This is a genomic window from Streptomyces sp. NPDC031225, assembly GCF_055570355.1.
The window spans coordinates 1-26,145 of record NZ_JBVIHJ010000043.1 but is presented as its reverse complement, the minus strand read 5'-3'; the positions used below and the strand labels follow the sequence as shown (position 1 = coordinate 26,145).

30 protein-coding genes and 5 pseudogenes are annotated in these 26,145 nt (G+C 68.0%); 23 read left to right on the top strand and 12 right to left on the bottom strand.

Annotated features, from left to right (window positions below):
• Positions 1-262: 262 nt before the first annotated feature.
• Positions 263-775, bottom strand: a complete 513-nt coding sequence (locus ACZ48Z_RS42490) for a DinB family protein (RefSeq protein ID WP_468741290.1) — start codon at positions 773-775, stop codon at positions 263-265.
• A gap of 339 nt (positions 776-1,114) precedes the next feature.
• Here ACZ48Z_RS42490 and ACZ48Z_RS42485 point away from each other — a divergent pair, with 339 nt between their 5' ends.
• Positions 1,115-1,447, top strand: a complete 333-nt coding sequence (locus ACZ48Z_RS42485; RefSeq protein WP_468741289.1) for a hypothetical protein — start codon at positions 1,115-1,117, stop codon at positions 1,445-1,447.
• A gap of 145 nt (positions 1,448-1,592) precedes the next feature.
• Here ACZ48Z_RS42485 and ACZ48Z_RS42480 read toward each other — a convergent pair whose 3' ends face one another.
• Together ACZ48Z_RS42480 and ACZ48Z_RS42475 are read right to left on the bottom strand one after the other, a co-directional pair.
• The gene (locus tag ACZ48Z_RS42480) at positions 1,593-2,084 is read right to left on the bottom strand and encodes a DUF4265 domain-containing protein (RefSeq protein ID WP_468741288.1); all 492 of its coding nucleotides are present in this window, start codon (positions 2,082-2,084) and stop codon (positions 1,593-1,595) included.
• Between the two features lie 1,055 nt (positions 2,085-3,139).
• Positions 3,140-4,111: an aldo/keto reductase gene (locus ACZ48Z_RS42475; protein WP_468741287.1), complete on the bottom strand. Its 972-nt coding sequence runs from the start codon at positions 4,109-4,111 to the stop codon at positions 3,140-3,142.
• A gap of 148 nt (positions 4,112-4,259) precedes the next feature.
• Between ACZ48Z_RS42475 and ACZ48Z_RS42470 the strand changes: the two genes are divergently transcribed.
• The 9 genes and pseudogenes from ACZ48Z_RS42470 (at position 4,260) to ACZ48Z_RS42430 (ending at position 10,705) form a co-directional block, all read left to right on the top strand.
• A complete protein-coding gene (locus ACZ48Z_RS42470; protein ID WP_468741286.1) occupies positions 4,260-4,865 on the top strand; it encodes a TetR/AcrR family transcriptional regulator in 606 nt (201 codons plus the stop codon).
• A gap of 201 nt (positions 4,866-5,066) precedes the next feature.
• On the top strand, positions 5,067-5,459 hold the full coding sequence (locus tag ACZ48Z_RS42465) for an ester cyclase (RefSeq protein WP_468741285.1): 393 nt from the start codon (positions 5,067-5,069) through the stop codon (positions 5,457-5,459).
• Complete coding sequence (locus ACZ48Z_RS42460) at positions 5,452-6,549, top strand: Gfo/Idh/MocA family protein (RefSeq protein WP_468741284.1); 1,098 nt, start codon at positions 5,452-5,454, stop codon at positions 6,547-6,549. Before ACZ48Z_RS42465 ends, ACZ48Z_RS42460 begins: the two co-directional genes overlap by 8 nt.
• Before the next feature lie 671 nt (positions 6,550-7,220).
• Positions 7,221-7,745 carry a P-loop nucleotide/nucleoside kinase family protein gene (locus ACZ48Z_RS42455; protein WP_468741283.1) on the top strand — a complete coding sequence of 175 codons (525 nt, stop codon included), beginning with the start codon at positions 7,221-7,223 and terminating at the stop codon, positions 7,743-7,745.
• A gap of 630 nt (positions 7,746-8,375) precedes the next feature.
• Positions 8,376-8,585: an IS3 family transposase gene (locus ACZ48Z_RS42450; protein ID WP_468741282.1), complete on the top strand. Its 210-nt coding sequence runs from the start codon at positions 8,376-8,378 to the stop codon at positions 8,583-8,585.
• A gap of 4 nt (positions 8,586-8,589) precedes the next feature.
• Positions 8,590-8,946 (top strand): annotated as a pseudogene (locus tag ACZ48Z_RS42445) (DDE-type integrase/transposase/recombinase).
• Positions 8,922-9,140 (top strand): annotated as a pseudogene (locus ACZ48Z_RS42440) (integrase core domain-containing protein); the annotation flags it as partial. The pseudogenes ACZ48Z_RS42445 and ACZ48Z_RS42440, both read left to right, overlap by 25 nt.
• A gap of 201 nt (positions 9,141-9,341) precedes the next feature.
• Positions 9,342-9,881, top strand: coding sequence for a SigE family RNA polymerase sigma factor (locus ACZ48Z_RS42435; RefSeq protein WP_468741281.1), 540 nt, complete (start codon positions 9,342-9,344; stop codon positions 9,879-9,881).
• Entirely contained in the window at positions 9,881-10,705 is an 825-nt protein-coding gene (locus ACZ48Z_RS42430) for a hypothetical protein (RefSeq protein WP_468741280.1), read from the top strand. Before ACZ48Z_RS42435 ends, ACZ48Z_RS42430 begins: the two co-directional genes overlap by 1 nt.
• Before the next feature lie 59 nt (positions 10,706-10,764).
• Here the strand turns inward: ACZ48Z_RS42430 and ACZ48Z_RS42425 are convergent.
• Positions 10,765-10,890: pseudogene (locus ACZ48Z_RS42425) on the bottom strand (DNA-binding response regulator); the annotation flags it as partial.
• On the opposite strand from ACZ48Z_RS42425, the gene ACZ48Z_RS42420 reads away from it, so the two are divergent.
• The 3 genes and pseudogenes from ACZ48Z_RS42420 (at position 10,859) to ACZ48Z_RS42410 (ending at position 11,520) form a co-directional block, all read left to right on the top strand.
• Positions 10,859-11,029: a DDE-type integrase/transposase/recombinase gene (locus tag ACZ48Z_RS42420; protein ID WP_468741279.1), complete on the top strand. Its 171-nt coding sequence runs from the start codon at positions 10,859-10,861 to the stop codon at positions 11,027-11,029. The pseudogene ACZ48Z_RS42425 and the gene ACZ48Z_RS42420 overlap by 32 nt on opposite strands.
• Positions 11,023-11,223, top strand: a pseudogene (locus ACZ48Z_RS42415) (integrase core domain-containing protein); the annotation flags it as partial. The gene ACZ48Z_RS42420 and the pseudogene ACZ48Z_RS42415, both read left to right, overlap by 7 nt.
• A 24-nt stretch (positions 11,224-11,247) precedes the next feature.
• The gene (locus ACZ48Z_RS42410) at positions 11,248-11,520 is read left to right on the top strand and encodes a DUF6207 family protein (RefSeq protein WP_468741294.1); all 273 of its coding nucleotides are present in this window, start codon (positions 11,248-11,250) and stop codon (positions 11,518-11,520) included.
• Between the two features lie 251 nt (positions 11,521-11,771).
• Here ACZ48Z_RS42410 and ACZ48Z_RS42405 read toward each other — a convergent pair whose 3' ends face one another.
• The 4 genes from ACZ48Z_RS42405 to nadC all read right to left on the bottom strand — a co-directional run bounded on the left by ACZ48Z_RS42405 (position 11,772) and on the right by nadC (position 14,463).
• Positions 11,772-12,008 carry a hypothetical protein gene (locus tag ACZ48Z_RS42405; protein ID WP_468741278.1) on the bottom strand — a complete coding sequence of 79 codons (237 nt, stop codon included), beginning with the start codon at positions 12,006-12,008 and terminating at the stop codon, positions 11,772-11,774.
• A 50-nt stretch (positions 12,009-12,058) separates the two neighbouring features.
• Positions 12,059-12,562, bottom strand: coding sequence for a PhzF family phenazine biosynthesis protein (locus ACZ48Z_RS42400; protein WP_468741277.1), 504 nt, complete (start codon positions 12,560-12,562; stop codon positions 12,059-12,061).
• Between the two features lie 385 nt (positions 12,563-12,947).
• The gene (locus tag ACZ48Z_RS42395; RefSeq protein WP_468741276.1) at positions 12,948-13,241 is read right to left on the bottom strand and encodes a DUF1330 domain-containing protein; all 294 of its coding nucleotides are present in this window, start codon (positions 13,239-13,241) and stop codon (positions 12,948-12,950) included.
• Positions 13,242-13,518: 277 nt separating this feature from the next.
• The gene (nadC, locus tag ACZ48Z_RS42390; protein WP_468741275.1) at positions 13,519-14,463 is read right to left on the bottom strand and encodes a carboxylating nicotinate-nucleotide diphosphorylase; all 945 of its coding nucleotides are present in this window, start codon (positions 14,461-14,463) and stop codon (positions 13,519-13,521) included.
• Positions 14,464-14,485: 22 nt separating this feature from the next.
• Here nadC and ACZ48Z_RS42385 point away from each other — a divergent pair, with 22 nt between their 5' ends.
• Both ACZ48Z_RS42385 and ACZ48Z_RS42380 read left to right on the top strand, forming a co-directional pair.
• Entirely contained in the window at positions 14,486-14,944 is a 459-nt protein-coding gene (locus tag ACZ48Z_RS42385) for a MarR family winged helix-turn-helix transcriptional regulator (protein WP_468741274.1), read from the top strand.
• A gap of 50 nt (positions 14,945-14,994) precedes the next feature.
• Positions 14,995-16,389: an MFS transporter gene (locus ACZ48Z_RS42380; RefSeq protein WP_468741293.1), complete on the top strand. Its 1,395-nt coding sequence runs from the start codon at positions 14,995-14,997 to the stop codon at positions 16,387-16,389.
• Here the strand turns inward: ACZ48Z_RS42380 and ACZ48Z_RS42375 are convergent.
• Positions 16,368-16,655 carry a zinc finger domain-containing protein gene (locus tag ACZ48Z_RS42375; RefSeq protein WP_468741292.1) on the bottom strand — a complete coding sequence of 96 codons (288 nt, stop codon included), beginning with the start codon at positions 16,653-16,655 and terminating at the stop codon, positions 16,368-16,370. The genes ACZ48Z_RS42380 and ACZ48Z_RS42375 overlap by 22 nt on opposite strands.
• A gap of 204 nt (positions 16,656-16,859) precedes the next feature.
• On the opposite strand from ACZ48Z_RS42375, the gene ACZ48Z_RS42370 reads away from it, so the two are divergent.
• Positions 16,860-17,231, top strand: a complete 372-nt coding sequence (locus tag ACZ48Z_RS42370) for a hypothetical protein (protein ID WP_468741273.1) — start codon at positions 16,860-16,862, stop codon at positions 17,229-17,231.
• Between the two features lie 201 nt (positions 17,232-17,432).
• Here the strand turns inward: ACZ48Z_RS42370 and ACZ48Z_RS42365 are convergent, their stop codons facing one another.
• Positions 17,433-18,026, bottom strand: coding sequence for a TetR/AcrR family transcriptional regulator (locus tag ACZ48Z_RS42365; RefSeq protein ID WP_468741272.1), 594 nt, complete (start codon positions 18,024-18,026; stop codon positions 17,433-17,435).
• Between the two features lie 178 nt (positions 18,027-18,204).
• Between ACZ48Z_RS42365 and ACZ48Z_RS42360 the strand changes: the two genes are divergently transcribed.
• Both ACZ48Z_RS42360 and ACZ48Z_RS42355 read left to right on the top strand, forming a co-directional pair.
• Positions 18,205-19,164, top strand: coding sequence for an alpha/beta hydrolase family protein (locus tag ACZ48Z_RS42360; protein ID WP_468741291.1), 960 nt, complete (start codon positions 18,205-18,207; stop codon positions 19,162-19,164).
• A gap of 25 nt (positions 19,165-19,189) precedes the next feature.
• Positions 19,190-19,693 (top strand): hypothetical protein, encoded by a 504-nt coding sequence (locus ACZ48Z_RS42355; RefSeq protein WP_468741271.1) that lies wholly within the window; start codon positions 19,190-19,192, stop codon positions 19,691-19,693.
• Here ACZ48Z_RS42355 and ACZ48Z_RS42350 read toward each other — a convergent pair.
• Positions 19,683-20,141 (bottom strand): ASCH domain-containing protein, encoded by a 459-nt coding sequence (locus ACZ48Z_RS42350; RefSeq protein ID WP_468741270.1) that lies wholly within the window; start codon positions 20,139-20,141, stop codon positions 19,683-19,685. The genes ACZ48Z_RS42355 and ACZ48Z_RS42350 overlap by 11 nt on opposite strands.
• An 82-nt stretch (positions 20,142-20,223) precedes the next feature.
• Here ACZ48Z_RS42350 and ACZ48Z_RS42345 point away from each other — a divergent pair.
• The 3 genes and pseudogenes from ACZ48Z_RS42345 (at position 20,224) to ACZ48Z_RS42335 (ending at position 21,832) form a co-directional block, all read left to right on the top strand.
• Positions 20,224-21,147: pseudogene (locus tag ACZ48Z_RS42345) on the top strand (transposase).
• A gap of 135 nt (positions 21,148-21,282) precedes the next feature.
• Entirely contained in the window at positions 21,283-21,516 is a 234-nt protein-coding gene (locus ACZ48Z_RS42340) for a hypothetical protein (protein ID WP_468741269.1), read from the top strand.
• A 100-nt stretch (positions 21,517-21,616) separates the two neighbouring features.
• On the top strand, positions 21,617-21,832 hold the full coding sequence (locus ACZ48Z_RS42335) for a hypothetical protein (protein ID WP_468741268.1): 216 nt from the start codon (positions 21,617-21,619) through the stop codon (positions 21,830-21,832).
• 626 nt (positions 21,833-22,458) lie between these two features.
• Here the strand turns inward: ACZ48Z_RS42335 and ACZ48Z_RS42330 are convergent.
• On the bottom strand, positions 22,459-24,207 hold the full coding sequence (locus ACZ48Z_RS42330; protein WP_468741267.1) for a glycoside hydrolase family 6 protein: 1,749 nt from the start codon (positions 24,205-24,207) through the stop codon (positions 22,459-22,461).
• A 411-nt stretch (positions 24,208-24,618) separates the two neighbouring features.
• On the opposite strand from ACZ48Z_RS42330, the gene ACZ48Z_RS42325 reads away from it, so the two are divergent.
• Entirely contained in the window at positions 24,619-24,750 is a 132-nt protein-coding gene (locus tag ACZ48Z_RS42325; protein WP_468741266.1) for a hypothetical protein, read from the top strand.
• 273 nt (positions 24,751-25,023) lie between these two features.
• On the top strand, positions 25,024-26,145 hold a 1,122-nt coding region (locus tag ACZ48Z_RS42320), incomplete at its 3' end, for a cellulose binding domain-containing protein (RefSeq protein ID WP_468741265.1).

Genomic DNA, 26,145 nt, shown 5'->3' with positions numbered 1-26,145 from the left:
TGACAAGCTCGTCACACCGCACCACGGTCCCAGACGACGCTACGTCACTGCCCTTGAATCCCGGTGATCGTCCTCACGGAATGTGTGCCTGATCCGGTTCTTGACAGCACTTAGCGATCAAACGGCTCGGAATTGTCGATGAGAACTGACAACACCGGAACAGCCGAGCAACCGTGGCAGCGGATGTGTGGTTGAGAGAGCGAGCCCTCCGGACGTCTTGAGTCAGAAGCCGATCGGGGCGAAGCCCCGGTCGGTAGTTGCGTCAGCCTCGGTTGTGATCTCCGGTGAAGCCGTCGATGGACTCACGCAGGATGTCGGCATGACCCGCGTGCCGGGCGACTTCTTCGAGCATGTGGATCAGTGCCCAGCGCAGTGAAACGGTGGCGCCGTCGAAGAACGCGAAGGCAGTGCCGGTGGCGTCGATGTCGAGGCTCTCGATCGCCTCGTCGGCGGCAGCCCGGGAGCGGGCATAGAAGTCGAGAATGTCTTTGGCGGGCTCGTCAGCAGCCACGTGCCAGTCGGACGCCTCGTCACCTTCGGCTTCGAAGGGAAGTGGGTCGCACTCGTGGCCAAATGTCATGCAGAACCAGCCGAGTTCGGCGCCGGCGAGGTGCTTGAGCAGCCCGATCAGGCTCGTGCCCGACGGAGTCACCGGGCGACGCAGCTGGTCGTCGTCGAGGCCCTCAAGTTTCCAAAGGACCGCGTCGCGGTGTCGGTCCAGGGCGGCGTGCAGGCTTTCCTTCTCGCCCCCGGTGAACGGCACGTGCTTGACCATGCCCAGAGCCTAGTGGCTGGGAGGCGCGTTGATCCCGGACCCCGAGCGTGCGGCTGGCTGCTCGCGTCGGCGGGCCCGGAAACCGTGCCGTCGGCTGTCGCCAAGCGGCGCCGTCGTGCACCCCGCAGAAGGCAGGCGCACTCTGTGGACATGAACGGAAACACACCTGTAGGGCCGCCTCCCGGACCGACGTCGGATCACACACCGTCCCCTGCCGTCCGTTCTCCATCCCGCCGCGGATGGTTCACCCACACCGCCGTCGCCCTCGGCGCACTGCTGGTAGGAGTCCTGATCGGCACCGCCGGATCTGGAGGAAGCAAGGACTCTCCCTCCGCGACAGTGACTGTGACCGCCACGGCGCCGGGAACAGACGTACAGGCAGGTGCCGCTCCCTCCGTCGCCACTGCCGGAGCACAGCAGGAGAGCACGCCCAAGGGAGGGATTCCAGGCGACGGAACCTTCCTGGTGGGCAAGGACATCCAGGCCGGCACCTACCGCAGCGAGGGCAAGAACAAGTACGGCTGCTACTGGGCGCGCTTGAGCGACACGACCGGCGAGGGGGACGCCATCATCGCCGCCGGCGGCGGCGAGGGCCCGGCCATCGTCAAGATCTCCGCAGGTGACAAGGCGTTCCAGACCACCGACTGCAAGCCCTGGAAGAAGATCGGCTAGCCATCAGCCGGCGGAGCTCCGGTCCCTGCCGCCGGGATGACCCGGTTACTGATCGTCGCCCTGACCGGACGGCTCCCGCGCTCCCCGCCACATCACGGTCGACGGCTCCGGGAATTGGCCTGCGTTGGGACCAGCCGCGGCGCGGTCAGTTCCGTGTGGTGGAGAACGGCATGACGTCGGCCCATTCCCAGAAGGCGCCCGCCTCGTCCACCTCCCGTTGCAGCAGAGCGAAGACCGGGCTCATGTCGGCGCCGGGAGGCACGTCGATGGCGACGAAGTGCTCCCCATGCCATTCGCTGAGCAGCCCGGATTCCTTGATCGAGTTCTTGATGAGGCTGATGCTGCGGCCCAGTCGTGCAGCGTCACCGCTCGGCCTGAGCAGTGTGCGCAGGACGCGGTGTCCGCTTGCCTGGGCAACTTCGACCACGCGAGCTTCCGGTGACAGGCGGACCCGGTCTCCGAGAGCGAGGCCGTAGGTCATGAAGGGAATGCAGGCCACCGCATATGTGCCGTGCTCGTCGGGCTGGAGCCACAGCTGCTCGATCTGCCCGTCGAGGTCGAAGGGGGTCAGATCAGCCTGGGCGATGTAGTTGCTCTCGGCCCGACCGACCGGGTCCTCGTGGGCGATGTACTGCATCTCCGCCCCCCTTTGCCTGCTCACCTCGGCGGAGATCGTCCCATGGCGTCGGCTGGCGAAACTGATTGGTACGCGGTCGGAGAGTTAGCGGTTTAGATCTGATCGCTGCGGCAGCGTTCAGGACACTGGCAGCGGAGGTACGGATATATCCGCTCCACTGTTCCCGGCACCCTGCACCCGATACCAACCGTCCCCGATCGGCACAGACCGCTCCCGCATTTCGCCGGGGTCGGAAGACTCCCGGCGACCAGGACCGCACATCGCTGGATGAGGTATCCGCCGCAGCCTCCGCCAGCTGCGAGGCCGCAGAGCAAGTCGGTCCTACCCAAGGTTCTTGCCGCTCAGCCCGTAGGCGGCCCGCAGCGCCGCGATGCCTGCTCGTAGGAGTGTCCGTCTGGATGTCGATCGTCAGCCGCACACCGCTCCCGGCCGCCCCCTCCAGGCCGCCCCCTCCCGGCCGCCCCCTCCAGGCCGTCCCCGTCCTGCGGCAGCCGGAACGGGCCAAGGCCCAGGTGCCTGCGGCGGAAGCCGTCCGCGGCGTCGCGCACCTCGCCGGCGCCCTCCCTCTCCTCCCGGTACTCGGTATCCGGCACCCGTCGAAAGCGCAGCAGGTCCTCCGCCACGTCGGCCACCCGCTCCGGGCTCTGTGTGAGCAGAGGAGTCGACCCGCTGACTGCGAGCCGAACGCACGTGGGGGTGTTCGTCCGCGAACTGACCTCTCGACCTCACCGGCGAGGTGCGAACGTAGTCTCCATCGAGTCGGCGGCGGGACTGGCGAATGCGACGGTCCAGCAGCGTCTCGTGCCGGTGCGCCTGTTCTATGACTTCCTCATGGAGGAAGTCTTGCGCGAGTCGAACCCCGTGGGCCGCGGACGGTTCGGTACACACCTGGCCGACAGCAGAGCGGCCAACAGCGGGGCCTGGTGCCGAGATATCAGCGCGAGTACCCCGCACACCAGACCCGTAACCTGCGTACTTCATGTTGCACAGTCTCATTGGGAATGCGGCACTCGCCCGGATGCCGACCCGCGGCGTGCGTGGTGGTACGTCTTCGATCAGCGGTCGATGGCGGCCATGTTGTCCGCGTCGTAGCGCTCGCCGGAGGCCCGGGGCAGGTCGTTCAGGCGGGCGACGTGGCCGGCAGTGAGCTCGATGTGGTCGGCGGCGGCGTTCTCCTCCAGCCGGGCGACTCGCTTGGTGCCGGGGATGGGCGCGATGTCGTCACCCTGGGCGAGCAGCCAGGCCAACGCGACCTGCGCGGGCGTGGCGTCGATCTCGGCGGCTACGGCCCGGACCTCGTCGACGATTCGCAGGTTGCGTTCCAGGTTGCCGTCGGCGAAGCGGTGGTTGGTGCGGCGCCAGTCGTCGGTGTCAAGATCGTTCAGGGAGCGGATGTTGCCGGTCAGGAAGCCGCGACCAAGCGGGGAGTACGGCACGAAGCCGATGCCCAGTTCGCGCAGGACGGGCAGGATCTCGGCCTCCGGGTCGCGGGTCCACAGGGAGTATTCGGACTGGACCGCGGTGACCGGATGCACGGCGTGAGCGCGGCGGATCGTGGCGGGGCCGGCCTCCGACAGGCCGATGTGGCGGATCTTGCCTTGGGCCACCAGTTCGGCCAGCGCGCCGACGGTCTCTTCGATGGGCGTGCCGGGGTCCACCCGGTGCTGGTAGTAGAGGTCGATGTAGTCGGTACCCAGGCGCTTCAGTGATCCCTCCACGGCCAGGCGGATGTTGGCCGGGGTGCTGTCCGGAGATGTGCCACCGGTGTGGGAGATCAGTCCGAACTTGGTCGCCAGCACGACCTCGTCTCGGCGCCCCTGCACGGCCCGGCCGACCAGTCCCTCGTTGATGAAGGGGCCGTACCCCTCAGCGGTGTCGATATGGGTGACCCCGAGGTCCAGAGCGCGGTGGATCGTGCGGATCGACTCGTCGTCGAACTGGCCGGCGCCGGTGTAGAACGCCGACATTCCCATGGCTCCGAGACCGATGCGCGAGATCTTGAGGCTGCCGAGCGAAACGGTTTTCATGGCGCGGACTTCCCTTCCCATCAATTAAGTACCGGTCGGTGCAGAACCCTAACACATCAAGACCGACCGGTACTGAACTGCGTTCGCCACCTTGTGGGGATGAAACTGCTGGTCAATGGGTATCTGTACCGAGTGGTACGCTTGTGGCATGGGTGACTCTCGCAGGGCCGTCATGGGTCGGCCTCGAGGATTCGACATCGACCAGGCGCTGGAACGTGCGATGCGGGTGTTCTGGGCGCGAGGCTACGAAGGTGCAAGCCTCGCTGAACTGACCGGCGCCATGGGGATCACCAAGACGAGCATGTACGCGGCCTTCGGCAACAAGGAGCAGTTGTTCCGCAAGGCCCTTCAGCGCTACGGCGCGGGGCCGGCCGCCTACGCCACGCGTGCCCTGGAGGAGCCCACCGCACGGGCCGTGGCCTCGGCGTTCCTCCGCGGAGCGGTCTGCACCACGACCCCTCCCGGCGGCCCCTCCGGGTGCCTGACCGTGCAGGGTGCGCTGGCGTCGAGCGACGAGAGCCGGGCCGTCCACGACCTGCTTGTCGACTGGCGCAACGACGCGGGGGTCCGCCTTGAGGAGCGCTTCCGGCGTGCCGTCAACGAGGGTGATCTTCCGCGCAACGCCGACCCTAGGCGTCTTGCCCGGTTCATCATGACGATGGGTTTCGGCATCGCAGTGCAGGCCGCCAACGGCCTCGGTCCTGCTGAGCTCGATGAGATCGTCGACACGGCGTTGCTCGGCTGGCCTGCATAGCGGCTGCACCCCTTCACCCGCCCCGGTGAGCCATCTCCGCGCATGAGGGCCGTGACGGTGCGACAAAACTTCGGTACCGTCCGGGACAGAAGTTTCGGGCAGTGGTTCCTCCCCTGCCGACGATCACCGCGACGAAACCGTCAAGAGCCGTCGCGAAACACCGAGCATGACCTCCGCTCCGGGGGGCCGAAGAAGGAGATCATGTCCGACACCGACCTGCGCGAGTTCTACCTGCGCTACATCGGGGCGCTCAACGCCCACGAGATCTACCGCATGGACGAGTTCATCAACGACGAGACCACCCTGAACGGCGAGCCGGGCACCCGGGACCAGGTCATCGCTGTGCTGAACGGCGACATCGACGCGGTCCCGGACTTCCACTGGGAGCCCCGGGAGATCGCGGTCGATGGTGATCGCCTGGCCGCCCGTCTGACCAACACGGGCACGCCTGCCAAGGAGTGGCTCGGCGTGGCTCCCACCGGCTCCTCGTTCGAGATCGTCGAGTACGCCATTTACCAGGTTCGTGACGGGCGGTTCGTGCACATGACGGCCCTGCACGACGCCGAGACCCTGAGGCGGCAGCTCGGTGCCTGACCCCCGTAAGCCGATCGGCGTCGGCATCGTCGGCCTGAGCGCCGCGGGAGGCTGGGCGGCCGGGGCTCACCTGCCCGCGCTGAGCGCCGTCGACGGGATCGAGCTTCGCGCGCTGGCGGCGAGCTCTGAAGCCTCGGCCCAGTCCGCAGGAGCGGCGTATGGCGTACCCGCGTACACGTCGGTTGAGCAGCTCGCCGGCGACGAGAACGTCGACCTCGTTGTTGTCGCCGTCAAAGTGCCCCAGCATCGCGAACTCGTGTTGCCCGTGCTGAAGGTGGGAGTTCCGGTGCTCTCCGAGTGGCCGCTCGCCGTCGACCTGCGCGAGGCCGAGGAGATGGAGCGTGCCGCCGGGACGACCCGCACCTTCGTCGGTCTTCAGGGACGCTCCTCACCTACCTTCCGCTGGCTGGCCGACCTCGTGTCCGAAGGATTCGTAGGGCAAGTGCTCTCCGCCACCGTCGTGGCGTCTTCTACCGAATGGGGCACCCCGGTGTCTCCGAACATGGTCTACACGCTCGACCGCAAGCTCGGGGCCACGATGCTGACCATCGCGTTCGGACACGCGATCGACCTGGTGTCGATGGTCGTCGGCGAGCTTCAGGAAGTGGTCGCTACGACCGCGACCCGGCGCCACCAGGTTCCCCTCGGGCACACCGGGCAGCTCGTCCCGATGACCGCCGAGGACCAGATCGCGATCTCGGGCACCGTGGCGGGCGGGGCGATCCTGTCCGTCCACCACCGTGGAGGCGCAGCATCGGGTGCAGGGTTCTCTCTGATCATCGACGGCACGAAGGGGAGACTCGAGATTACCGCCGCCGAGTTCCCGCACATCGGTCCGGTCACGGTGCGTGGCACACGCAGCGGCGGTCGGCCTACGAAGGTCACGCTGCCCAGCGGCTACGACGACTATCCCGGCCTGGCCGGAACAGTGATCCACACGCTGGTGCACGCCTACGCCGCGATTCGGGACGACCTCGTCCACGGAACGGCTGTCGCCCCGGACTTCACCCACGCCGTCAAGCGCCACCGACTCCTTGACGCGATCGTACGGTCCGCCGCCACAGGCCAACGAAAGGCCCTCCATCCTTAGGCGCGCAGCCAGTCGATTTCGACACTGTCCGACATCACTCGCCACATCGGCCTCTGCCGTGTGTGCCGGCATACTCGGCCGCACGCTGACCGATCGAGAGCGGACACGAGCGAGCGTGGCGTTCGGCGCAGCAGAACCCGACAACGGCCCTGGCGACAGGTCAGCCGATCTTCACCATGGACACCCGGCGACGACCAGCGCGAGTACCCCGCCCGTCCCGCACACCAGACCCGTGACCTGCGTACTTCATGTTGCACAGGTCTCAATGCGGATGAGCCTGAGGGCGTCTTGCAAGTTGACGATGAGGTGATGGTCGAAGTCGCCGGCATCAACCTGCATAGGCGCCGGATCCTGCTGTCCCTCCGCTCGTGAGGGTTTATCGGCTCGGTGGAGTAACCAGTGCGAAGCCGCAGGTCATCCAGTGTTCGTCGCTGCCTGCAGGGCGCCGCCTGCGATGAACGGCTCGACCCCGCCGCGCCTTCCCGGCTGTACATGCGCAGAAGCCTCCGAGGGATGCCGGAAAAGACGCGCACCTCGGCTGCACCGCCCCGTCCCAGGCCGCGGCCACGAGAGTCGACAGACTCGCCACGTCTTCCACGGCACCGTCACCGTGGCTTCTATCCCCTTTGGCTCAAGCCGTGATCACTTGGCCCTCGTGACACGATCTGGGCGTGACGACGTTGTTCCTGACGGTCGGCCTGCCCGGGGCCGGAAAGACCACAAGAGCTCGACAACTGGCCGAGGAGCACCACGCGCTGCGGCTGACGCCGGATGAGTGGACGCTCCCGCTCTTCGGCGATCCGCAGCCTGCCGGGAAGCGCAACGTCCTGGAAGGACGGCTGCTCTGGCTGGGTCTGGAAGCGCTGAAGCTGGGAACGAACGTGGTCCTGGATTTCGGATGCTGGTCTCGTGACGAGAGGTCCGCGATCCGCTGGTTGGTGATGTCTGTGGGCGCGTCCTGTCACCTCGTGTACGTGCCGGTGGACCACGAAACCCAACGTGACCGGATCGCCCATCGCCAGTCGACCGCCCCTCTTCAGACCTTCGTGATGAGCGAGAGGGACCTCTTGCACTGGAGGACACTGTTCGAAGAACCCGACGCCACGGAACTCGATGGACATGAAGTAACAGCTCCGCCTCCCGGATGGTCAGGATGGCTGGAGTGGGCCGCCGACCGGTGGCCATCCCTGGCGTGACCATCCGGCCAACCTGGTGCGCCCCGGTAACACAACCGGGCCCAGAGCGCCGGGCCCGGCAGCGGCGGCAACGGAGATGTCAAAGGCCCGACCACGCCCGTACGGTGCGGGTGACCTGCACGGACACAGCGGCCTCCGCGAGGCTCACGCGAGAGAAGTCGCAAGAGATGCTGCCGCGCGGCAGACGAGAGCAAGGTTCGAACAACCGTACCTTTGCCTCATGCCAGCCTCGTACGACTTCCCCAGGACCTGACCGACGCCCAGGACGAGCTCCGTCAGGTCCGCGCTGATCTGCAGACGGTCTACCGGCGGGCCGTGGTCGGTCGGAACCGCTGGACGCCTGGAAGGCGCACGAGAACGCCTGTCGGCCCGCCTCCCCGGCTGGGACCCACAGGACGCGGCGGAGCTTCAAGGAAGTTGAGATGGAGCGTGATGTCTTCAAGCGTGCCATGGCTCTCTGGGTGAAGTGACCGAGAACGAACCGGAGGCGCTGGTCGAAGTCATCGGTCGCCAGAGAGCCGAGCACAACGGCCCCATCGGATGTCCCGTCGCCTGCTCGGGGTGAGCGAGGCGTGGTTCTACAAATGGCGGCGACGTTCCGCGGAGCCGACGGAACGTGAGGTCAGGCGCGTGAAGCTGGAGGAAAGGATCAGGTACTTCTTCCGCGCGTCGGGCGAGACGTACGGGTCGCCGAGGATCACGCTGGATTTGTGGGAGGAGGGCTGGCAGGTGTCGGTGAACACCGTCGCCGAGATCATGGCCGAGCTCGGCCTACAGGGGCGCAAGCCCCCGCGTCGGCGGAAGTCACTGACCCGGCAGCAAGCGGAAAGCCGCCCCTGACCTGATGCGTCGTCGGTTCGACGCGGTCGCTCCGGATCTGCTGTGGTACGGCGACATGACCGAGATCGAGACCGGCGAGGGCAAGATCTACTTGGCGACGGTCATCGACGCGTTCTCACGGCGCTGTCTCGGCTACGCGATGGGCTAGCATCACGACGCGGCCCTGGTCGGGGCGTCGTTGAAGATGGCGGCCGTGACATGTGGCGGCAGCCTGGATGGGACGATCTTCCACAGCGACCGCGGCGCGGAGTACACGTCCGAGGCGTACAACAAGCTCTGTGACCGCCTGGGCGTGGTGCAGTCCATGGGACGGGTGGGGTCCGCGCTGGACATGCCGCCGCGGAGAGTTTCGACTCGCTGATCAAGGTCGAGTACATCCACCGCCGACAATTCGCGACCCGGACCGAGGCCCGCCTGAAGATCGCCACATGGATCACTGGGTTCTACAACCCGCGACGAAGGCACAGCGCGGCCGGCGGCCTACCGCCCGAGGAGTTCGAAAGAATCATCACCAAAGCGCGCGAGCGACACGGCCAGAAAGATCAGACCGCATAACCAAAGTCCCTACGGAACCAGGGGGTTGACAGATCTGCTGTGGCTGCCGCGGAAGGTGCCGGTGCGGCAGGCGTGAGGCCACGGCCGCGCGGGCCTGCCGCACAATCTCCGGGCCTGAGGCTCGAAAAAAATCCTCCACGCGGCGGTGCAACGAAATCCGATCCTCATGGACTCCTTCAACCATCTAGCTAGGAGGCGCCCATGTCGGATCGGAAAGAGGCTCGGGACGCGGAGTTCCAGAGCTTCGTCGTCGGCCGCTGGCCACGGTTGCTGCGCACGGCTTTCCTGCTCACGGGGGAGCAGCATGCCGCGGAGGACCTGGTCCAGTCGACGCTCGAACGGGCCTATGTGGCCTGGCGCAGGGTCGGCGCGGCCGACGACCCCGACGCGTACGTACGGCGCGTGATGATCAACGCGCACGCCCGCAGGCACCGCAGACGCCTCAAGGAGTTCCTGGCGCCGAAGGACCACTCGGGCCTCACCCACGAGCTGCCCGACGCCGACGACCGCATCGCGCGGGCGGACGACCGCGGCGCGCTGGTGACGGTGCTCGCCGCGCTGCCCGTGCGCCAGCGGGAGGCAGTGGTCCTGCGGTACTGGGAGGACCTGAGCGAGGAGCAAGCGGCGGCGGCCATGGGATGCAGCGTCGGCACGGTGAAGAGCAACGCGGCGAGGGGGATCGCGAAGCTCCGCGCCCTGCCGGGACTGGCCGAGGCACTCACGAGCGGAGGGCGGAAGTGATGAGCGGGGACAGGGAGACGAACCACGACATGACGTACGACGAGGCGCACACGGACATCGCCCTCCTGCTGGCGGACGCGGCGGACGAGGTGGAGGTCGGCGCGGCCCCCTATCAGGCGGTGGTACGGGGAGGGAGGCGCCGCAAGACGCGCCGCTGGGCGGTGGCCGCGGCGGCCGCGGCGGTGATCGCGGGGTCCACGGGGACGACGCTGGCGCTGGTGGGAGACACGGGCGGCGGGCACGGGGCGGGGCAGGTGGCCGCGCAGCCCTCGGCGGGGACGGTGAAGCAGAGTCCCGAACGGCGGGTGACGACTCTGGCCAGGGGCACGGACCACGGCAGGAAGTGGAAGGTCGACGCCGTCGTCTGGACCGCACCGAAGACCACGGCGAAGGCACGCGCCCAGCTCGCCGAGATGGCTCTGTACGGGGACGAGCCGGTCGCGGTGGAGAAGGCCTCGGACCTGGTGGGCGAGAGCTGGCACTTCGTGCGCCAGACCGTGGAGGGCAAGCCGTCGACGGTGATCCTGAGACTGGTCAGTAAGGACGGCCAGTTCACGCGCAGAATGGAGGCGTACTCGAGGCCGTTGGACACCGACCCGGGCAGCGACGCCCCGCAGCGCCTGGTGATCGGCCAGGTCTTCCGGACCGTCCAGGAGGTCACCTGCACCTGGGACGACGGCACGAAGACCCGGGTGGAACGGGCCCCTGCGGGGGCCGGCGACTTCAAGAACCTGATCCGCGAGGTGGACGGCTCCCCGAAGGACTGGTTCGTGTGCCTGGGACCGGACGGAGCGAACTACAAGAAGGCGGAGGTCACGGGGTGAGGTGAGCGATGCGGGCAGGGCGGCGGCAGGGGTCGCAACCCCCCGCCGCGGCAGCAGGGTCACAACCACCCCTGCTGCCCCGCCTCCCGCATCGCCTCCATCCGGTTGCGGGTGCCTGTCTTGCCGATCGCGGAGGAGAGGTAGTTGCGGACCGTGGACTCCCAGAGGTGGAGCTTGGCCGCGACGATCTTCCACAGCGACCGCGGCGCGGAGTACACGTCCGAGGCGTACAACAAGCTCTGTGACCGCCTGGGCGTGGTGCAGTCCATGGGACGGGTGGGGTCCGCGCTGGACATGCCGCCGCAGAGAGTTTCGACTCGCTGATCAAGGTCGAGTACATCCACCGCCGACAATTCGCGACCCGGACCGAGGCCCGCCTGAAGATCGCCACATGGATCACTGGGTTCTACAACCCGCGACGAAGGCACAGCGCGGCCGGCGGCCTACCGCCCGAGGAGTTCGAAAGAATCATCACCAAAGCGCGCGAGCGACACGGCCAGAAAGATCAGACCGCATAACCAAAGTCCCTACGGAACCAGGGGATTGACAGCTTAGGACTCCCCCGACTGATCACAGGCGGAGCTGACTCAAGCGGTGGACCCGCTCCGCCCGATCGGAGCAACGAAGCGGTCATCGACCTGGCAGGTCTGGACGATGACACCGCTCTCGCCTTCCATACGTCGATCGCCCGCATCTGGCCAACGGCGCCCGCCGTGCGCACCACCCGGGATGCCGGGGAGCCTGGTGCGCGGCTGCGGATGGACGCCGACCTGCGCCAGGTATCCGACGAACGCTTCGCACCGGAGCGGGCGTGAGGGAGCACAGAGTGAGGCTGGCTCCGTCGCTACGGGGGAAAGCGACGGAGCCGGCCTGAGGCCACCGTGCCAAAGCCGACCCCAAACGTGCTCGTTATCCGCGCGAACTCGCCTGCACCGCGGCGCGCAAGGGCCTGGCCGCCGTCACACGGCCGGTTCCAACTCGAAGAGACTTTCACCCTCAGGCTCGATCTGCTCCACGTTGCTGAGGTCTAGGCCAAGTGTGAGTGGGGGTACGGACCAGACGCTCGCTACTCAGTATGGCGGACCGCCCTCTTCACCTCAAGCTCCACGCCGGCCCGCGCCGCGCCCTGCTCTTTCGCGTGCACGGTGACCGCGCCCTTCACGTCTTGCGCCAGGTCACGCCATACCTGCCATGCGGTCTCGTAGGCGGGAGGGTCGCCTTTGTCGCGCAGGGCTTGGGCAGTCGCGTGCGCCTGGTCGGCGGCGCGTTGCTTCTCCACGAGTTCCTCGAAGGTGTGTGCCACGTGAGGAGCTTAAGGCCGTGCACGGCCGAGCTCCGGGTACATAGCGGCGGTCATCCCGGCGAACGGTTAGCGCTCGCTTCCGCGCGGTCTGTCAGCCGAGGTGAAGATCTGCCAGAGCAGTGGACCAGACGGTGACGATCGCGCGCTGCGCGGAGGCGAGGGTGACGCAGCGCGACGAGGCCCTGGTCGAACCACACCTCGATGCCGGCGGGGCGGCGGATCGCGACGGTGCCGAACGTGCGCCCTCCGGTGTGTTGGCGGTCGTTCAGCTCGCCCCGCGCGGTGCGGGTCAAACGGACGGCCTGCGCGGCAACGGTGCCGTGGCCGCAGCCGGACAGTTCGGCGGTGGCGGTGAAGAACCGGACCGGCCAGCCACCGTCCGGCGTCCGCCCCGGGCCGAGGAAGGCCGCGTGCGAGGTGCCGGCCGCAGCAGCGACCGCACGCCGGTCCGCGTCCGTCGCCGCCGGGTCGTCGTCGGTGACGGCCGTGGGGCTGCCGCCCCGGCCGTCGCGCCGTACGCACGCATCAACCACCGTGACATCCGGCCAGGACATTGGCCCACCTTTCGCGCTCGACGAACCGGCAACCGCGAACCGCGTCCGTCAATAGCCGGGCCTGGCCGCAACGGCCCACCGAACGCGTTCCGCAGCGTACCGGCCTGCCTCAGCCGGTGCCGTCCTGCACCGGATAGTGGATGACGACCGCACCGCCGGTGGCGTAGCCCATCGATGATCCCCAACTTCGACAGCGTCGATGTTGGACAGCGAGTCCCGCCAGGCCCGACCGACCACGGCTTCACTACCTGCGTAACTTGCCTTGCCTTCATCCAAGCCGCTGACCTGCGCAAACACTGCACAACCCAAGATAACGGCGAGAGTCGTCGTTCAGCATCGTGTGCGTATCAGGTGACGGATGCTCAGCGATGGCTGGGCCCGTCGGTCAGTCGATGCCTTCGACGATACGGAAGTCGCGCTCGAAGCCCTCGGGGAGGGCTACCAGCGCCTTCTGGTAGGCCTCGCTCTTGTATGCCGCTACCGCCTGTTCAAAACTGTCGAACTCGATCAGAACGACGCGTTCGGTGATTCCGGCCTCATGGGCGACGACTCGACCGAAATTGGACAGGACGCGCCCGCCCCCAGCCCGGACAGCCAGACGCGCCAGCTCGTTGTAGTCAGTCAGCCTCTCAGGGTCGGAAATGGCGGGGTAGACACTGACCCAGTAGCCCTTGGCCATGGAAACCTCCTGTGTTCGGCCGGACATGTCCGACTTCGAATTGACGCTCAGATTGCTCGGTCCCGGCGAAGGAACACCGGGCATTAGTGAGGACGTGCCGATCCGGCCTGGTTCGGCTCTGCCACCCGCGGCTGCCGGTTCGCGTCCCGGCGAAGTCTCCCTCAGCCCCCCGGGCGCCTTCGGCGACGGGGGTACGTGACGTAGACGCAAGGCCTCCCGGTCGACGGGTTGGCCATGGCGGGTATTCCAGCCCGTCCACGCAGGAGGCGACACGGCCTCATCCGGACCTCGCCGGGTGTCCGCCCCCCGCTGGTGCCGTCGGTGTCAGCAGCAGACTGAGGTCGAACGCCGGCGCGCTGTGGGTGATGGCACCGACGGATATCGCGTCGACTCCGGTCTCCGCGACGGCCCTGACCGTGTCCAGCGTGATGGATCCGGACGCCTCGAGTCGGGGCCCTTCCGACCCTCGCAGTGTCACGATGCGCCGCATGTCTTCGATGGGCATGTTGTCCAGCATGATCCACTCGACTCCCGCGCGCAGCGCCTCGATGGCCTGGCCTGTCGACTCGACCTCCACCTCGACGGCGACGCCCCGCGTGTTACACACGTGAACTGCCGCGATCGCGGCGGTCACGCCGCCCGCCGCGGCGATGTGGTTCTCCTTGAGCAGGACCATCGCCGCGAGGTCGAGCCGGTGGTTGCTCACTCCGCCGGCGGCGACCGCGGCCTTGTCGAGCGCTCGAAGCCCGGGCGCTGTTTTGCGGGTGTCCAGGATCCGTGCCGGAAGCCCGGCCACCGCCTCCGCGAAGGCCGCGGCGGCGGTGGCGATGCCGGACATGCGTTGCAGGAAGTTCAGAGCGGTCCGCTCGCCGGTGATGATCTCTCGTGCGGGTCCTGCCAGCGTGAGCAGGTCCTGCCCGGTGTGGACGCGGTCGCCGTCCTGGACGTGCTTGGTGACGACGACGTCGCTGCCGAGCTGCCGGTACACCTCGGCTGGGATCGCCGTGCCGGCGATCACGCCGTCTTGGCGGGCGACGACGCGGGCATGGGCGTGGGTGCCGTCCGGCACCGCCCAGCGGGTGGTGATGTCGTCCCCGGCGCGGTCTTCGGTGAGGGCGCGGCGCACGGCGTCCGCCATGGCGCCGACGGGGACCGCCGTCTGGTGCGCCGAGTGCGGGGCTGGAGCGCGGCGTTCGGGGTGCGAGATGCATAAACCATTCATATAAATATTGTATGCTTCACGCATGAGCCGTCAAGACGCCACTCGTGACGCTTCCACTTCGATCGGGTCGGCCCTCTACGGGCTGGCCACCAGGGCTGTGAGACGCCTTCCGCGCGATATGAGCATCACGTCCGCCGCCACACTGGCCACTCTGCACAGGACCGGCCCGCGACGGATCACCGATCTGGCCGTGGTCGAGGGTGTCACCCAACCCGCGATGACTGTGCTGGTGCGGGTGTTGGAGGAGTCCGGACTGGTCGAGCGGAGGGGCGACGCGTTCGACAAGCGGGTCACGCTGGTGTCTCTGACCGAGGCCGGCGCGTCGTACGTTCAGACGAGGCGCCAGGCAGGCGTCGATGCGTTCGCGCGGCTGATCGACGAACTCGCCGACGACGAGGTCGAGGCCCTGGTGGCGGCGCTTCCGGCGCTGGCGCACCTGGCAGAACTCGAAAGCCAGGACCGGGAAGGGCCGAAGCGGTGACGGGGCGCACCCCGGAGCGCTCCGAGGCGCGGCTGCTGGTCCCCGCCCTGATGTTCATCGCCCTGGTCGTGGCGGCGGTCGCCAGCCTCGGGACGCCGCTGATCACCAGTGTGGCGACCACGTTCCAAGTCTCCCTCGACAGCGCGCAGTGGACGCTGACCGTCGCACTGCTGAGCGGCGCCGTCGCCACGCCCGTCCTCGGCCGGCTCGGAGCCGGCCCACACCGACGGGCCACGATCCTCACCACGCTGGCCATCGTCGTCGCCGGCAGTGCGCTGACCGTGCTGCCGCTGCCGTTCGCGGGGCTGCTCATCGGCAGGGCGGCCCAAGGCGTCGGGGTCGGTCTGACGGCGCTGATGATGAGCGTGGCCCGGGACCATCTTCCCGAGGAGCGCAGCACGGCGACGATCGCCCTGATCTCGGTGGTCTCGATCATCGGCGCCGGCGTCGGCTACCCGCTCACCGCACTGCTCGCCGAGATCGGCGGCGTACGGGCTGCCTACAGCTTCGGTCTGTTCGTCACCGCTGTCGCCTTCGTGACCGCGTGGCGTTCCATACCCGCGGCTCCCGAAGGCCGCTCCGCTCACGTGACCGTGACGGGCGCGCTCGTCCTGGCGGGCGGGCTGTTCCTCGTCCTGTTCCTGGCCGGCCAGCGGAGCCTGTGGAGCCGTCACCTCGCCGTGGCGGTGATCCTCGCCGTCGTCGCCGTGCTCCTGCTGTGCGTCTGGACCGCCTCCGAACTGCGCAGCAAGGCGCCCCTGGTCGATGTCCGGGCGGTACGGCACCCGGCGGTCGCGGGAGCGAACATCGCCATGTTCGTCGGCGGGAGCGGCATGTACCTCCTGCTCACGCTCATCACGCGGTACGCGCAGACGCCGCACAGCGCCGGCTACGGCTTCGGGCTGACCACCTTCGCCGCCGGGCTGGTCCTCGTCCCGTTCTCGGTGCTGGGGTTCGTCGCCGGCAAACTCACGCCCAGGGTTCGCAAGCGGGTCGACGCACCCGTGCTCCTGGCCGGCAGTGCCGTCATCGTCGGCGGCGGGTTCGTCCTCTTCGCCACGGCCCGGTCGAACCTGGCCGAACTGCTCGTCGCGATGGGTGTGCTGGGCTGCGGCGTCGGCAGCTTCTCAGCCGCCATGCCCGGCGTCATCCTGGCCGTCACGCCCAAGAGCGAGACGTCGAGCGCGATGAGCTTCAACTACGTCGTCCGCAGCGTCGGGTACTCCCTGGGCAGCGCGATAGGCGGCCTGGTCCTGGCCAACGGCACCGACACCGGTCATCTCTTCCCGAACGACCACGCCTACACCACCGCAGCGCTGGTCGGCATCGCCGCGATGGCGGCCACCGCCATGACCGCCACCGCTCTCGCCCGCCACCGCCCGCCCGAGATCAACCCCACCGCAGCCACGGCCAGCGTGCCGAGTCAGGGCCGGTCGAGCCGATGACCGGCTCGCCGGAAGGACGGCGGCCCCGTCGCCCTGTCGGCACCGAGGAGACATACCGACGATCGCCAGCGCCAATGGCCTGCTGAGACGAGAGAAACTGGTGGACCACGACTCGGCCGGCACCGTGCGGGCGTCGAGCTCGCCTGAGCCAACCTCATCGAGCGGCGCGCGGGAGGCGTGTGGTAGGCGGAGGCGACCGCGCCGCCGCGCGAGCGGCACGGCGAGCCGGGCTGCGCGTCACACTTCGGACAGGCGTGCTGTTCGATGTCGTCGGCGTCCGATCGGTCGGTTGGTTGGTATGACTGAGCGCTTCAGATGGCGGGTTTCGCTACCTGAAGCGCTCAGCGTGCCGTGCCTGCCCGGCGGGGCACAGACGGGGCGGCCTGGTGTGAGGGCGGCGTTCCAAACCCCTGGCGGTCAGCCGCGCGCCGTGGGATCGTCCGCAGGTGACCGACGCTGCTGGTGAGGCAATGACCTTGAGACGGCCGGACGACCGCGCTGCGTCCGCCCTGCGCTTCGCGACGGAACTCGTCGCGTGGGTGGCCACCCCCTGGGCCTTGGCCGGCCACTCATGGCTGCTTGCCGCCCTGTCCGTGCTGGCCCTGATCGGCCTTCCGACATTGTTCTCCACCCCGGGGGACAAGGCCAACGTGATCATCGCGGTGCCGGGCTGGGCCACGATCCTGCTGGTGCTGCTCCAGCTTGCCGCGGCCGTGGTCTCCTCATGGCTGGCCTGGCCCGCCTGGGCGGCGGCCCCCGTGACCCTGCTGGCCGCCGCCACCCTCGTCACGGAGCGTCGACGCTGGCGGTGGCTGGTCTCCGCGAACCGACTCGCCAACTGAAGCGCTCACCCGCCAGCCGGAGCGCTCAGTCACAGGTGGGGAGGGCTGCTGAGGGTCCGTCATGGGCCTGGAATTTCGCACAATGCAAGTCTCAGAAGGAGGTCCGTCCCGCTTTTGAGTGAGAACGGGTTATGAGAGACGATCGAGGGTCCGGCGGGGGTCGGCCTCCGACTGTTGATCTTGCTCGCGCAAAAGACGACATCAAGGTGACTGCGGTTGCCGCAGCCCTTGGAGGAGCAGTTCGATCAATCGGCGGGGGTCATAGCGGGGGTCGTCGTCACGTCCGACGCAGAGGTTGCCGATGCCGCGCATCAGTTCGTAGGGCTGGATGCCGGGCCGGATCTCCCGGGCGTCGATTGCGGCGTCGAGCAGTTGGGCGCTCACGGGCAGCAGGCGGTCGATGAAGTAGGTGTGCAGCGCGGCGAAGCGGTCGCTGTCGGACTGCAGGGCGTCGGCGAGCCCGTGCTTGGTGACCAGGAAGTCGACGAAGAGGTCGATCCACTGACGCAGCGCGTCGAACGGAGAGTCCGAACTGGCCAGCAGGTTCGGGCCGGCCTCCACGCACGCCTCGATCTGGTGGTGGTAAACGGCGGTGACGAGATCCGCCCGGGTCGGGAAGTGGCGGTAGATCGTGGCCATCCCGACGCCGGCCCGGGCTGCGATCTGGCGGATCGGCGCGTCGACGCCGGAGGCGACGAACACCTCGGCGGCAGCCGTGAGCACCGTCTGCTGGTTGCGCTGGGCGTCGGCGCGCTTGCTTCGGACCGCCTTCCCCGCGGGGCTCTCGGTGGGCATCACGCTCTTCCTTCCGACATCACTTGACAAAACGGAGCAGCGTTCCGGATATTAAGTGGTGCAGCGCTCCGCTTAAAGGTTAGCCGAAGGGCGCTCCTGTACGCCCTGTCTGCAGTCCACCGGCCAAGACCGGTGGCGGCAGGACCCAATAGCCAACAGAAGGGGAAGCAGCGCCATGATGAGCACATCCGCCGCCACCGCAGACGTCCTGGGCTCGCCCGTCCCGGTCTTGTCCTACAGCCCGCTGGCACTGTCCGTACCTGGACGTCCCGTGGACCTGGAGGTACGAGTCACCGCACCCGAGGCCGGAACCGACCTGCCCGTCATCCTGCTCTCCCACGGCCAGGGCCCCTCGAACAACCTCTCCTCGCTGAACGGCTACGCGCCGCTGGTCAACTTCTGGGCGGCGCACGGATTCGTCGTCATCCAGCCCACTCACCTCACCTCCAGGACGCTGGCCCACCTGGTCGCCGACGCACCCGGAGCACCTCTCTTCTGGCGCTCGCGCGCCGAAGACATGCCGCACATCCTCGATCGGCTCGACGTGATCGAAAAGGCCGTGCCGCTGCTCGCCGGCCGTATCGACCACACCAAGGTCGCCGTCGCTGGACACTCTTTCGGCGGCTTCACCTCCAGCCTCCTGCTCGGCGCCCGGGTCACCGACCCCGACACCGGGGAGGAAGTAAGCGTCATCGAGCCCCGGATCAAGGCGGGTGTGCTGCTGGCCGCACCTGGCCGGGGCGACGTCCTCAACGGGCCCATGGGCAGCGCGCTGCCGGTCTTCGGGACCATAGACTTCTCCACGATGACCACGCCCGCGCTGGTCGTCGCCGGCGACGAGGACGACTCCCGGCACTTCACCGACATGGGGCCGGACTGGCACGCCGACCCCTACACCCTCGGCCCGAGCCCCAAGTCCCTGCTCACCCTGTTCGGCGCGGGGCACGCGCTCGGCGGGATCCCCGGATACGACGTAGCCGAGACCACGGACGAGAATCCCGAACGAGTCGCCGCAGTCGCGCGGCTCACCTTGGCCTACCTCCGCACCGAGCTCTACCCCGGGGACTCCGCCTGGCAGGCAGCCCGCGACGCGGTGACGGCCGGTCCCAACCCGCTCGGACGGGTCGAATCCAAGTAGGTCCAGTCCAGGTCGGCAGCACGAGATGGCCCCGATAGCTACGGGGCTCCACCGTGGCGGACGCCTCGCCCTGCTAGGCGGTCACGCCGAGTTACCCGTCACTTGGTTCAACGGCGACACCGACGACCGCGCCAACGGCCTGGCCGTCGTCGCCGGCCTCGCACCCGCCTCCCGCCACCGGGCGATCACCGAGACGCTGCGCACCCACCTCAACGCCAGCCCCTACGTGGAGTTCTACGTCCTGGAGGCGCTGTACCTGATGGGCGCGGCCACCGTCGCCGAGGAACGCATGCGCAACCGCTACGCCGCCCAGGTCGCCGACCCCGCCTGCTACACCCTGTGGGAGATATGGGACAAAGCGGGCGGCACCGACAACCACGCCTGGAACGGCGGCCCCCTGTACACCCTGTCCGCCTACGCCGCCGGTGTCCGTCCCACCAAGGCCGGCTGGCAGACGTACGACGTAGTCCCGCAGACCGGCACCCTCCCTAACGACGTAGTGAGCGATAGGAGAATGGTCAATCGGTGAGGCGAAGGTCGGTGATGAGACGGAAGCGTTCCAGAACCGTCAGCGTCGCGTCGTCCACGGTGAACTCGGGGTCCTCCAACGCCGCACGCATCTCTTCGCTGTGCCAGAACCGCTCGTGGCCCGCCCGCCATTCGGCCACGCTGGTGTCCCCCTCCCCCTCGTCCACCACGTGGGCGAGGTCCACCTGTGCCAGCGGGACGACGCGCACCTCGGTCACCTCGATGACCGCGACCGGACGGTCGCCCGAGTCGATGACCACCGAACGGCTCCCGATTTCCGGCAGGGACTCCCCCTCATGCTCGTAGTCGACGACGAGCCCTGTCGTGGAGGTCTTGGAACCGTCGAGGATCGCTGCGACGAGTTGGTCGCGCAGTGGGCCAGGGAAGGCGAACTCCGCCCTGGGCATCAAAGCGAGGTTTGCGGGTGGTGAGGCGGAGTCAGACGTCATGCGATCACAGTAACGACCCATTCCGTGCAATCCGACAGGAGTGGACGTGACATGGCAGGGGCCGCGCGGGTTGGGTGTTGGTGTGACGCAAGCCCTGGCCCGCACGGCCCTGTCCCATCATGTCTGCACCGGTCTGTCCCGGCGTCGGCTCGGCGCACTGATCGGCGAGTTAGCCGACCCCTGGATGGCCTTCGAAGCAGGGCGCCTCCACGAACGCCGAGGCCACGAGCGTCTGCGCGCGCCCGGCGCCGGACCGAACCACGAGTTGGTGTTTGCCGATCGGGTGATCGCCACCCTGGTGATCCTGCGCTTCCAACTCCCACACGCCGCCTTGGCGGCGTTCTACGGGGTGGACCGCTCCACGATCACCCGTGCCGTCCATGAGATCCGCCCCCTGCTGGCAGCTCGCGGCTTCGCCGTTCCCGGGAGGCCCGAGCTACGGCTGCGCACTCTGGCGGACGTCTTCGCGTACACCGCCGCCGAGGGTGTTGAGCTTCGGATCGATGGCACCGAGGTCCAGGTCCGCCGCCCCGAGGTGAACAAGCCCGGTCGCCGTGCCTTCGTCTCGGGCAAGCGCAGACAGAACACCAAGAAGGCCACCGTGATCACCGACGAGAGCGGAAGCACACTGTGGACCGGAGCGGTCCGGCCCGGCCGCATGCATGACCAGACAGCGTTGAAGACCGAAGGCATCTGCGATCTGTTCGAGAGATATCCCGAGGTCAGGGCCAAGGTCGATGCCGGATGCCGCGGACTGGCCAAGGATTTTCCCGACCAGGTCCAGGCGCCGCCGAAGTAACCGGGGACAGATACACCGGCCCAGGAGACGGCCGCCTGGGAAGAGGCCCGCCATGCCCAATCCTCTGAGCGAATCTGCGTCGAGCACGCCAACGCCGAACACAAGCAGTGGCGGACCCTCCAGCGATACATCGGCCGCCGCGAGTACTACGACGAGACCCATCTGGCAATCGCTAGCCTGGTCTCCGACCGCTCCGCCATGCGGTGATCGCTAATCAGCCAACCCGCCAGGCCAGCACGCCCCGACCGCAATCGCTCACCACGTCGTAAGATCAACACGGTCGCCCCGACCGTCAAGGGCGACATCCACCTCGGCATCAACCCGAGCGGAACCACCGCGCGGGTGGGCGTCCCGACGTACCGCGGCTCTTCACCGGTCATCAAGGCCAACGGAACCACCCTCTTCACCGCCGGCTCCTCCACCGGCCTCGCACACGCGAGCAAGGACTCCTCGTACGTCTACTTCACCCTCCAGCCGGGCAGCTGGACGTTCGCGGTCACGGGCGCCGGTCACCTCGAGAACCTCGCCCGCGGCAGGCCCGTCTCCAGCAACAACAGCCTGGAGAACGGCGACTGATGCAAGACCCGGGTCCTGGACGGCACTCTCACCAGCGTGACCGGCGCCAGGGGGTTCACCAGCATCGACTTCCCCCTCGGCCGACGTCAGCGCCACGCCCGTGTGGATCGAGATCGACCTCGGCGCCGACCGGGCGATCGGCTCCGTCACCCTCCACCCGCGCACCGACATCGGCGGCGCCTGGGGCGGCACCGCCGGCTTCCCCGTCGACTTCACCTTTCCGACCCGCCCCGAGGAGTCGGCACCGACACCACCGCCCGCACCATCACCGCCGAACCCAACCCGGGCGGGGCGGCCGCCCAGACCTACACCCTGACGTCCGCAACCGGCCGCTACCTACGCCTGAAGGTCTCCAAGTTCGGCAAGCCCGCCTCGGACGAGTCCACGAGGTGCCGCCTCCAACTCGCCGAGATCTGTGTCAAATAGCAGACCATCCCGAAACGGGCAGCGGTGCAGGTCCTCCTTCACCACGACCTCACCATTGCGGCACGGGTCGATCGGTTCAACAATCAGCGTCTCCACACAATTCGATACAAGGCCGAGGCTCCGCCGCGCCCGGAGCGCTTCACCCGCTTCTACCGGATCATCACCGCCGCCGCGCTGAGGGCAGGGGCCGGATCATGCTGCGCACCACATGCCGATCTCTTGGCGCCATGCGGCGGGGCGGGTGACGCCGGGCCGGAGACGAGGCCCGAAGCCGTGGCGATGGCCGTTGACAACCTTCTCGTCGCAACTCGTCTCCGTCCTTGCCGGCGCCGCGCGGCTGCCCGGCGGCAAGCCGCTCTGATTCAAGATGCCCGGTCCGTGCCGCGATGCTGCCACGGGCCCTGGTTCGACAGTCTTGCCGGGGCCCATACTCTGAGCCCCGGCAAGACATCTGGCAGGAGACACGGTCCACCGGGGCGCTCCCTTCAGTGAGGGCTCACCGCGGCGGGCACGCCGCTACGGCAGCGGCGGGTAGGCGTTCTGCATCAACTGCTGGAACTGGGCGGAGAACCAGTGGCCCGCCACCGGCGCGTTCGGCAGGGCGCCCGTGGGGTTATTGCCGTTGCGGGCGTTGCCGCCGTATGTGGGGTCGCACATGCGGTCGAAGCCCTTGCCCTCGTCGTTGGGCACGGCGGAGCTGGAGCCGTCGGACTCCCCCGGCGGCTTGACCCACACATAGGCGTCGATCCCGGTGGCCGGGGCCGCGGTGGGCCGCTCACCGATCCCTGCGCCGCTCTGGTTGCACCAGTTGCCGGCGTGGATGCGCCGGTCGATGCGGCTGCCGTTGACGTAGTCGTCGACGGAGGTCGTCGGGCCTGCCTTGGTGGGCCGGGCGGCGCCGCCCCAGCCGTTGCGGGAGGTGTCGATCAGCATGCCGAGACCCGACTCGAACCCGGCCGCGACCAGCTTGTCCCTCAGTGCTTGGGCGAAGGACTGCTCGTCCACGTACTGGTTCCAGTCCACCCACTTCGACTGGCGCACAGTCTGACCGTTCACCATGTCGGTGACCTTGTAGTACGGCTCCTTGGTGGGGCTCGTGTTCGCGGTGTTGACGATGAAACCGGCCACGTCGCTCACGCTCGCGCCGTTGGTCGTGGCGACCTTGGCGAACTCCTGCACGGACGGGCCGAGGTTGCTGTCCCAGCCCAGCCAGCCGTGGTGGCCGGCATCGATGTAGTTGTACACGTTCGCGAGGGCGCCGAGCTTGTCGAGAGCGTAGGAGACGCCCTTCTCGTAGTTGCCGTTGCTCTTCATCGTCACGCACGCGTCGGTGGTGGTGTTCGTACCACCAGCGTTGGTGACCAGGTTGGGCAGCGAGTCGGGCTCGATGACGGTGGCGATACGCAGGCCCGCGTACTTCGCGTCCGAGAGGATCGACGTGATCGGGTCGATGTACTGGCTCTTGTACTTGTCGAGGTCGTTCGGTCCCAGTTCGCCGTTGGAGGCGAGGGCGGAGCAGTCACGGCCCGGCAGGTCGTAGATGACCAGCTGGACGACGAGTTCACCGCTGCCCTTCTGCTTCAGCGCCTCGTCCAGGTGGGCGCGCAGGCTCATGCCGCCGTTCACGCCGTTGATGGCGGCGACGCGGTCCAGCCATACGGCGGTGGGCTGGTTCGATATGCGGCTGCCGCCCGGTTCGGCGGCCGCCTTCGCCGACCACTCCGGGTTCACGTAGACCTTCGCGCCCACGTACGGGTTGGCGGCCTTCGGCCCACCCGGACCCGGATCCGTCGGTCCCGGATCGGTGGGCCCCGGGTCCGTGGGTCCCGGGTCGGTCGGCCCACCGCCGTCGACGTTGCAGGTCACGCCATCGAGGGTGAACGTGGCCGGAATCGCGTTGGTCCCGCTGTAGGACGCCTGGAAACCGAAGCCGACCGAACCACCGGTGGCGAGCGTGCCGTTGTAGCTCTCGTTGGCGGCCGTCACAGAAGTGCCGTTCTGGCTGACCTTCGCGTTCCAGCCATTGCTGATCTTCTGATTTCCGGCGTACGACCACTTCAGTGACCAACTCGACTTGGCAGCACCGTTGTTGGTGATCGTGACGGCCGTGGTGAAGCCGGTGTCCCACTGGTTCTGCACCTTGTAGTCCACCGTGCAGGGCGCTGCCGCCGCGACGGCGCCGGCAGGCGCCGAGACGAGTGCGGCGGCCGAGGTCCCGCTGAGCAGCGCGAGCGCTGCGAGCAATGAGGTTTTGGTGCGACTCATGATGACGGGTTCCTTCTGGTTGGAGGATTTCTCCGCTGATTGAGCACGCGCACGTGATCGCGCACCTTGATGCGAACGGGTCGACGAGGCCTCGTGGCGAGGGTCAGGGACGACTCGGAGCAGCAGTCCGCTGACGGCCGACGCTCTGACCACGGGGCACACAGGAGAACTCGTTTTTGGGAGCGCTCCCCACTCGGACTTTCAACGGGTGGAGCCGGCGGCGCCCCCGACTTCGAGCGTTGTCGGAGCGTCGAAGGCCTCGACTCGGGCGGCAGGAGTGTCTGAGCCGACGCTCACGTCGGTCAAGACGAAGCCTGACCAGCTGTCGTTCGTGACGCATCGCCGACGAAAGCCGACGGCCGGTCGCCGACTGCCAGACGTGAGCAGGGCATTGCGGTTGGAGACTGATCCTTGGAAGTCGAGGTCCCGCTGATCGGCCACGGCGCGTCCGCTTTGCGGCGGCGCGTTGCTCCCGGAAGCCGGATCATGGGCACCGCTGTGGCGGCGAGCGTGTTCGGCGTGTGCGGTGACGAGGAGAAATGAACGTGGGGGGCGTCGCATGAGCGACTCCTCTCAGCGGGCGCCGTGTCCGGCGCGTCGACTGATGGGAACCGCTCCCACTGGTGCGAAGGAAGGTAGCGCCGAGTGGCGCGGTTGCCCAGAGGTACGGCTGAACTTCCTTTGAACTAAACCCTTTCGTGTGTTCGATTCTTCAAGGTCCTTGACCGCTGCCACCCTCATCCTCATTATGGGAGCGCTCCCACTGGCCAAGACTTGTGCTTCCCCGTGCTTTGAGCCGCTTGGAGGAACCAGTTCATGGATCCCGGACGCAAACGTACAACCGTTCGGCGGGCGTTGACCGCCACGGCAACCGCCCTGGCCCTGCCCCTGTCGATGCTGGCCACGGGTGCGACGACCGCGCGCGCAGCGGGCGTTCAGTGCAGCGTGGACTACAAGACGAACGACTGGGGCTCCGGCTTCACCACGGACGTCACCATCACCAACCGCGGTACGGACACCATCGACGGCTGGACGCTGACGTACGCCTACACGGGCAACCAGAAGCTGATGAACGGCTGGAACGGCACCTGGTCCCAGTCCGGCCAGAACATCAGCGTGAAGGACGCCGGCTACAACGGCAAGATCGCCGCGGGCGCGTCCGCCTCCGCCGGCGCCCAGTTCACCTACAGCGGCACCAACGCGGCGCCCACGTCCTTCTTGGCCAACGGCACCGTCTGCACCGGTGCCCACCAGCCGCCGATCACCGTGCTGACCAGCCCCGCCGCGGGCGCGGTCTACACCCAGGGGGAGGCGGTCCCGCTCGCGGCCACAGCAGCGGCCGCGGACAACGCCACCATCAGCAAGGTGGAGTTCTACGACGACACCAAACTGCTGGGCACGGACACCACGGCGCCGTACGCACTCTCCGCCTCCGGTTTGACCGTGGGCAGTCATTCGCTGCTGGCGAAGGCGTACGACAGCCTGGGCGCCTCCGCGGAGTCCACGCCGGTCGGCATCATGGTCGCCTCAGGCCCGTCCGTGGTCGCCACGCCCTCCCAACTGGGCGTCCAGCAGGGCAAGACGGGCACGTACGAGGTGAAGCTGTCGAAGCAGCCGAGCGCAAGCGTGACGGTGACGACGACTCGCGCGAGCGGTAACTCCGGCCTGTCGGTGACCGGTGGGGCCTCGCTCACCTTCACGCCGTCCAACTGGAGCACCGCCCAGAAGGTGACCATCACCGCCGACTCCTCCGGCACCGGGGCGGCGACCTTCGAGTCGGCGGCCCCCGGGCACGCGAAGGCGTCGGTCACCGTTACCCAGCTTGGAGCGACGAAGGCGTACGACGCCCGCTTCCTGGATCTGTACGGCAAGATCACCAACCCGGCGAACGGCTACTTCTCCCCCGAGGGCATCCCCTACCACTCGGTCGAGACGCTG

Coding starts and splice junctions, on each gene's coding strand:
- ACZ48Z_RS42490 (WP_468741290.1), bottom strand. CDS start 775: ATGGTCAAGCACGTGCCGTTCACCGGGGGCGAGAAGGAAAGCCTGCAC.
- ACZ48Z_RS42480 (WP_468741288.1), bottom strand. CDS start 2,084: ATGCAGTACATCGCCCACGAGGACCCGGTCGGTCGGGCCGAGAGCAAC.
- ACZ48Z_RS42475 (WP_468741287.1), bottom strand. CDS start 4,111: ATGAAAACCGTTTCGCTCGGCAGCCTCAAGATCTCGCGCATCGGTCTC.
- ACZ48Z_RS42470 (WP_468741286.1), top strand. CDS start 4,260: ATGGGTGACTCTCGCAGGGCCGTCATGGGTCGGCCTCGAGGATTCGAC.
- ACZ48Z_RS42465 (WP_468741285.1), top strand. CDS start 5,067: ATGTCCGACACCGACCTGCGCGAGTTCTACCTGCGCTACATCGGGGCG.
- ACZ48Z_RS42435 (WP_468741281.1), top strand. CDS start 9,342: ATGTCGGATCGGAAAGAGGCTCGGGACGCGGAGTTCCAGAGCTTCGTC.
- ACZ48Z_RS42430 (WP_468741280.1), top strand. CDS start 9,881: ATGAGCGGGGACAGGGAGACGAACCACGACATGACGTACGACGAGGCG.
- ACZ48Z_RS42400 (WP_468741277.1), bottom strand. CDS start 12,562: ATGTCCTGGCCGGATGTCACGGTGGTTGATGCGTGCGTACGGCGCGAC.
- ACZ48Z_RS42395 (WP_468741276.1), bottom strand. CDS start 13,241: ATGGCCAAGGGCTACTGGGTCAGTGTCTACCCCGCCATTTCCGACCCT.
- nadC (WP_468741275.1), bottom strand. CDS start 14,463: ATGAATGGTTTATGCATCTCGCACCCCGAACGCCGCGCTCCAGCCCCG.
- ACZ48Z_RS42385 (WP_468741274.1), top strand. CDS start 14,486: ATGAGCCGTCAAGACGCCACTCGTGACGCTTCCACTTCGATCGGGTCG.
- ACZ48Z_RS42380 (WP_468741293.1), top strand. CDS start 14,995: ATGTTCATCGCCCTGGTCGTGGCGGCGGTCGCCAGCCTCGGGACGCCG.
- ACZ48Z_RS42370 (WP_468741273.1), top strand. CDS start 16,860: ATGACCTTGAGACGGCCGGACGACCGCGCTGCGTCCGCCCTGCGCTTC.
- ACZ48Z_RS42365 (WP_468741272.1), bottom strand. CDS start 18,026: ATGCCCACCGAGAGCCCCGCGGGGAAGGCGGTCCGAAGCAAGCGCGCC.
- ACZ48Z_RS42360 (WP_468741291.1), top strand. CDS start 18,205: ATGAGCACATCCGCCGCCACCGCAGACGTCCTGGGCTCGCCCGTCCCG.
- ACZ48Z_RS42355 (WP_468741271.1), top strand. CDS start 19,190: ATGGCCCCGATAGCTACGGGGCTCCACCGTGGCGGACGCCTCGCCCTG.
- ACZ48Z_RS42350 (WP_468741270.1), bottom strand. CDS start 20,141: ATGACGTCTGACTCCGCCTCACCACCCGCAAACCTCGCTTTGATGCCC.
- ACZ48Z_RS42330 (WP_468741267.1), bottom strand. CDS start 24,207: ATGAGTCGCACCAAAACCTCATTGCTCGCAGCGCTCGCGCTGCTCAGC.